This window comes from Iodobacter sp. CM08 (assembly GCF_033446605.1).
In the GTDB taxonomy this organism is placed as follows: Bacteria; Pseudomonadota; Gammaproteobacteria; order Burkholderiales; family Chitinibacteraceae; genus Iodobacter.
This window is the reverse complement of the sequence record NZ_JAWQUO010000034.1, coordinates 45,714-52,180: the sequence shown is the minus strand read 5'-3', so window position 1 is coordinate 52,180 and position 6,467 is coordinate 45,714. Positions and strand designations below refer to the sequence as shown.

Genomic DNA, 6,467 nt, shown 5'->3' with positions numbered 1-6,467 from the left:
TATTCTGAGCATCCATCGCTGAATGCTCAATACTAATGCAAGCACTTGTTTCGCTTCCGAACCAAGCACTCACACTCATCGACTGTATTTTGTTAAAGATCGTCTCGCTGTGACATCACTGTGTTGCTGTGTGTGCTGCAGCGAGAGGCCGAAATATACGGGTCATCACTGACTAGGTCAACCACTACCGCGCAACAAAACCGTAGCAATACGCTAAGTGGTTGATTTTTAGCACGGTGAACTACCGCACAAACCAGCGGTTTTCACAGTTAATGCCAAACAAGCGGCACAAAAAAAAACCGCCACGAGAGGTTCGTGGCGGTTTTTTTGACTGAATACGCTTAAATCAAGCGAAAATCAGCGTTTGATGCCATACACTTTGCCATTTGGCAGGGTGATGGTGATATTGCTTGGTACAGTCAGAGGCATAAACACGCGCATACCGATGGTGATGGTTTTGCCCGCACTAAAGTCTGCAACACCCCAGCCTGATTCTTTCATTGCATATGTTAAGCGATGGAAACCATCTGGTAGGCCGCCTACGTTACCTGATTTACTACCAGCAGTTACAGCTGTCCACGTTCCGCCACTATATATATCCACTAAGTTTTCAACACCATTACCTGCTGGTGGATCGCTAGGCTTGAGGTATTGCGTTTCAGATGGAATCAGCGGTGTTGACGGCGCTACGTTAAATGAAACTTTTGCACCAGTCAGATCAACTTTAGAGTTGTTCTTCAGCTTTAGGCCAATTGCAAGCGGATAGTTATCATCGCCCTTAGCCTTATAGCCAACCATATCAACGGCTACATCTAGCAACTCGGCAGGTTGAGCAAATTTCTCATCCCCTGCTTTGATGCCGTATGGAGCCGCAGCGCGCATTTTAGTTGCAGCCAATTTGGTCAACGTGCTGCCCATTGAGTAGTAACCCAAACCATTTTCTGATGGCTTACTGTAATCGCCTGCCATTTCCCAGAACATGATACCGCCAGCGCCCTGATCAATTGCATACTGAACTTTGGCAGCAAAGGATTGCTCGTTCTCAGTGGATAAGAACACTTTGGTGGTTGGGTTCCATAACCAAGAAGACTTAGCCACATCATCGTAGTTTTCTTGATAAGTGCCGCGTACTTTTGCTTCTGGGCGGCTTTGGTCATGGCCGTACTGAGTAAAGTAAGGTGCGCTCAGGCCATCACGCAGATTATTAACGTGCCAAAGCGGATTTACACCGGCAAACATTTCATTGCCAGCGGCGTCCTTATCAAACCACAGATTATCAATACCCTGTGCGCCAAGGCCGCAAGGTGCGCCTGCTTTTGCACTCAGTGCATCAGGGCCTAAATTACCACCGGTACCGAGGTAGCATTTTTTCTGATCGGCCAAGGCAGAAAGCCCCCACAGACCATTGGTGCCACCCGCGACATTTTGCGAACCACGGGTGTAGTAAGGCAAGCCGATATTGATACGACCACCCGCTAATGCAGTGCGGAAGTATTTATAAGCCCAGTCAATATTCAAATAGCCTTGCGAATTGTAATAATGCGCATCGCCACCGGAATAAATCTTAGCGTCGGCAATTTCATTATCTTTACCTGTGTCGTACAGGGCGGCATTGTGACCAACGAAGTGATTCCATGCGCCATGCAGGTCGTAAGTCATCATATTGACGTAATCAAGATACTTAACCGCTTGCATTGCCTCCATACCACGCAGTAAATAGCCCGATGATGGTGAAGCAATCGTCAGCATGTAGTACTTACCTTTGGCTGCCGAGGCTTTATCCAGCTCGGTACGTAGTGTTTTGGTCAGGGCCATATAGCCTTTCCACAACTCACCACGGTGCGCATTGCCGATCTTCCAATCTTCTGGATTACCAGCATCATTCATGGATGTTGGGTATTCATAATCTAAATCGATACCGTCAAAGCCATACTTCTGCAGGAAATCAACCGCAGATTTAGCAAATATATCGATTCTGTCCTGACGAACCGCGCCCGTTGCCGCGTCATTAGTCAGCGCGTAATAACCACCGCTAACGGTACGGCCATCGGCCTCGTTAAAGTAACCACCTGTTTCCGCCCAGCCGCCCACCGACAACAGCAGCTTCACGCCCTTAGGCGCGTTTTTATGCAGCATATTGAAGTGGCCTTTGTACGGCAGGCTATTATCCAGCGAGTATTTAGGATCACCTTTTTTGTCGTCAAACGTTATGCCGACGGCGGAGTTTTTAGGATCGGCGATATTACCAACCGAAACTTGCCAATTGCCATCGATATGAGCAAAAGCGTAGTTCACGTGGGTAATATCATTCCACGGGATATCGGCGGCCAGATAGGAGTTCGGGCCAGAATTACGCCAGTTGGTGAAGTAGCCAATCGAACGACGCTTCATATTATTTGGCAGTTTTTCACGGCCATTAACATCATACACATCGCAGTAAGGCACATTTGCAACATCAGTCACCAAACCTTCAGGCTGACAAGCAACGCTTGGGGCTGGAGTTGGTACCGGTGTTGGGACTGGTGTTGGAACCGGTGTTGGGACTGGTGTCGGAACCGGTGTTGGGACTGGTGTCGGAACCGGTGTTGGGACTGGTGTTGGGACTGGTGTTGGGACTGGTGTTGGTACTGGTGTCGGTACTGGTGTCGGAACCGGTGTTGGGACTGGTGTCGGAACCGGTGTTGGGACTGGTGTTGGTACTGGTGTCGGTACTGGTGTCGGAACCGGTGTTGGGACTGGTGTTGGTGTTGTAGAACCACAAGCACCTAAATCGAGCCAAGGCTTCCCTGCGCCCACATTACTCGATGGTGTATCACCTTGCGTCCACCACTGCGCTTTATAGTTGCGCCCTGCATAAGTCACACTCTGCCCACCCGAATACGCGGTACTAGCGGACCAAGCCAAGAAGCAGCCTGCTGGAGTTGGGGCGGGGGTTGGTGCTGGGGTTGGAACTGGAGTTGGTACTGGAGTTGGTGCTGGGGTTGGAACTGGCGTTGGCGTTGGCGTGCCCGCACTCTGCAACTCCCAAGGGCCCCACAGATCCGCACCAGGCACATTGCCTTGCGTCCACCATTTGGCTTTCCAATCTTTACCAGCATAGCTCACCGTCTGGCCGCCAGTGTAAGCGGTAGCGGTATTCCATGCAGGAGCCGCGAAAGCTTGCGCGGCAACAAAAGCAGCAGGTATGGCTGCCAGCATAAAGCGACTAAATTGCGACATAGTTTTAAGTCTCCATCCATCTCTATGAATTGGCGTTATCTACGAACATCAACTGGTATTAATGAAGTAAATACGAATCTATTATTTTTGTAAGAAACGCAATGGCAAATCGTCCACAGACCTCATCTCTAAACGTACTGCCCCCGCGTTAAGGTGATTAGTCACTATGCCTTTTTCCTTGTCAATAGTTTGGAAGACACATTTACGTCCGCACGACCGAAATCCATATCAGCGATCAAATAAAACTACATTATCTCAAGATAACAAAGGCTTTATGCAAACAAAAAAAACCATAACTATTTGAAAATAATAGAAATGTATAAAAAACACGCTGCGCGCATCAACGCAGCAAAAATAAAAATGTAGTTATGCATTCAATAAAAATGTAGTAACTATCAAAAAAACATCCACATTTTTGCTACAAAAACTTATAACCACATGATTATCCTTATAAAATACATGCCAAAACCTTTCCGATAGCTTTCCGAACATATTAAGTAGCGTTGGCACTTCATACTTAATATCCAATCTTACAAAAAACCAATAGACCGTTTTAATGGCATAGCCATTAGCCACAAAGTGGATCTATTAAAAAAACGATCGTGACCAATACCTTGCTGATCTGCGCTGCATCTGATAGAAACTGAGCTAACTCTTTAAATGCCGCTCCCTATGCTGATCCGCAAACTGTTTAAATTTGAAAACGCGCACATCGTGCGTAACTGCTCTAGCGAGCGCTGCCGCAGCTCGATCCATGGCCATAGCTATCGAGTTGAAGTGCTACTTGAAGCACATGCGCTTGATCACGGCCAGATGGTGTATGACTTTGGCTTAATGAAGGGCACCATCCGTGATGTAGTGGATGCCTTTGATCATGCAGTGTGTTTTTGGGATAGGGACGACGCGGAATACATTCGCCTCTGCAAGCAGTTTTCTAGCCGCTGGATTGCGATGCCGGTTTCCCCATCTGCCGAGCAGTTTGCCCGCATGTTCTTTGTGATTATCGATGCGCTACTACAGCAAACGGTGATGGCCAATGGTGAGGCCGATGTGAAACTGCACTCGGTGATTGCCCATGAGACCGATACTGGCTACGCCCAAGCCTTCCGTGAGGATGCGATCAATGAGCGTATGGGGCTGATTCGTTTAGAAGACGTGGTGTTTTCTGAGCAATGCCAAGCAGAATGGAAAGACCCTGATATGTATAAAAAGCTGCTAGCTGGCAGCCACTTCACCAATCCGCCTGTGCCAAGACAGGTTGAGATTTAGAAATTGAAAGACTCATAAAATAAAAAAGCGCGACCCAAGGGCCGCGCTTTTTTATTGCCTAGGGCTAATCTTTGGCCCTTACATTTCTACCTGCATCCCCATCTCAACCACCCGGTTTGGTGGGATTTTAAAGAAATTGGTGGCGCGTGCCGCATTGCGGCTCATGATGGTAAACAGATTTCTACGCCACCAGCTCATCGCTGGGTATTTAGCCTCAACAATTGTCTCCCTAGAAAGGAAGTACGACGTTTGCATCGCATCGAATTCTAGCTCTGGCTGCAATAACTCTACTTGCGCCAAAATTGCCGGCACGCTGGCTTCTTCTTTAAAGCCATAAGTTGCAATAATTTGGCAGAAGCTCTCACCCAATTTACGCACCACTACACGCTCACGCGCGGCCACATAAGGAATATCCGTGGTCAGAATGGTCATAAATACTACGCGCTCGTGCAGCACCTTATTGTGCTTTAAGTTGTGCAACAGGGCATGCGGTACCGAGTCGGTACTTGCCGTCATAAAGATAGCCGTCCCTTCTACACGTTGTGGTGGACTAGATTCCAGCGCCTCCACAAAACCTGCCAGTGGCAGCTCGCCATCGTGCATACGCTCGCTAAGCAGCTTGCGGCCGTACTTCCATGTGGTGAGCAAAGCAAAGACAATCAAGCCGATCAGCAGCGGGAACCAACCTCCCTCGTGCAGTTTGAGCAAGTTGGCAGAGAAAAATGCCAAATCAATGACTAATAAGAACGACAACACAAACCAAATGAGCACGCGATTAACGACAGAGGCATCACGGCCCAGCACAATAAACGCCAGCAAGGTGGTAATCACCATCGTGCAGGTGACGGCAAAGCCATAAGCTGCAGCCAGATTGCTAGAGGTGCGAAATGCCAGCACCAGTAGAATCACAGATACCAATAGGAACCAATTAATCTGTGGAATATAGATCTGGCCAATCTCGTTTTCAGAGGTGTGCTGAATCTCCATACGCGGGCAAAAGCCGAGCTGTACAGCTTGGCTGGTCATCGAGTACGCACCCGAGATCACCGCTTGCGATGCAATCACCGTGGCGCAGGTTGCTAGCACCACCAGCGGTGCTAAAGCCCAGCTAGGCGCCATCAAGAAGAATGGGTTTTTGATCGCTTCTGGGGTATGGAGTAACAAAGCCCCTTGGCCAAAGTAATTCAGCACCAAAGAAGGCAGCACCAGCATAAACCAAGCGTAACGAATGGCTGGGCGACCAAAGTGGCCCATATCTGCGTATAAGGCTTCGGCCCCAGTCAAAGACAGCACCACCGCACCAAGCAGCACAAACGCTAAGCCTGGCTCTGCAGCAAAAAAATGCACCGCATGGATCGGGTTCATGGCCGCCAGAACATCAGGGGATTTAATAATATTCCAAATCCCTAGCGCAGCTAAAATACCAAACCAAAGCACCATAATTGGGCCGAATAGCTTACCAATACTGGCCGTTCCCTTAGCCTGCATCATAAATAGCGCAATCAGCACAATAATAGTGACGGGGATGATATAGGCATCCAGCTGATGCGAGATCACACCGATCCCTTCCAGCGCCGACAGCACCGATACCGCAGGGGTAATCATGCTATCGCCGTAAAATAACGCCGCACCAAACAAGCCTAAGCCAACAATGATTGCGTATTTACGCGACCCAGGCTGCGCCGAGCGCAAGGCCAAAGCCATCAAAGACAGCACGCCGCCTTCGCCACGGTTATCCGCTCTTAAGATAAACACCACGTATTTCAGCGAAACCACTAGCATCAGGCCCCAAAAAATCAGGGACAAAATACCCAGCACATTAAAAGCCGACAGGGTTAAATCTGCGTGGTTGAAACACTCTTTGAGCGTATACAGCGGGCTGGTACCGATATCACCATAAACGACACCAATAGCGCCAATGGCCAAGCCGGCTATTTTTTTGGGATCGCGATCCAAAGTAGATGCAGAAGACATATATT

The 6,467-nt window shown here is 48.7% G+C and carries 3 protein-coding genes; 1 reads left to right on the top strand and 2 read right to left on the bottom strand.

The window, feature by feature from the left end; all coding sequences use genetic code 11:
* Positions 1 to 357 precede the first annotated feature (357 nt).
* Positions 358 to 3,219 (bottom strand): glycosyl hydrolase family 18 protein, encoded by a 2,862-nt coding sequence (locus R6242_RS17345; protein ID WP_318429192.1) that lies wholly within the window; start codon positions 3,217 to 3,219, stop codon positions 358 to 360.
* A 672-nt stretch (positions 3,220 to 3,891) separates the two neighbouring features.
* Here R6242_RS17345 and R6242_RS17340 point away from each other — a divergent pair.
* Complete coding sequence (locus R6242_RS17340) at positions 3,892 to 4,488, top strand: 6-pyruvoyl trahydropterin synthase family protein (RefSeq protein WP_293934732.1); 597 nt, start codon at positions 3,892 to 3,894, stop codon at positions 4,486 to 4,488.
* Between the two features lie 78 nt (positions 4,489 to 4,566).
* Here R6242_RS17340 and R6242_RS17335 read toward each other — a convergent pair whose 3' ends face one another.
* Positions 4,567 to 6,462, bottom strand: a complete 1,896-nt coding sequence (locus R6242_RS17335) for a potassium transporter Kup (protein WP_318429189.1) — start codon at positions 6,460 to 6,462, stop codon at positions 4,567 to 4,569.
* Between the last annotated feature and the right edge of the window lie 5 nt (positions 6,463 to 6,467).

Coding starts and splice junctions, on each gene's coding strand:
- R6242_RS17345 (WP_318429192.1), bottom strand. CDS start 3,219: ATGTCGCAATTTAGTCGCTTTATGCTGGCAGCCATACCTGCTGCTTTT.
- R6242_RS17340 (WP_293934732.1), top strand. CDS start 3,892: ATGCTGATCCGCAAACTGTTTAAATTTGAAAACGCGCACATCGTGCGT.
- R6242_RS17335 (WP_318429189.1), bottom strand. CDS start 6,462: ATGTCTTCTGCATCTACTTTGGATCGCGATCCCAAAAAAATAGCCGGC.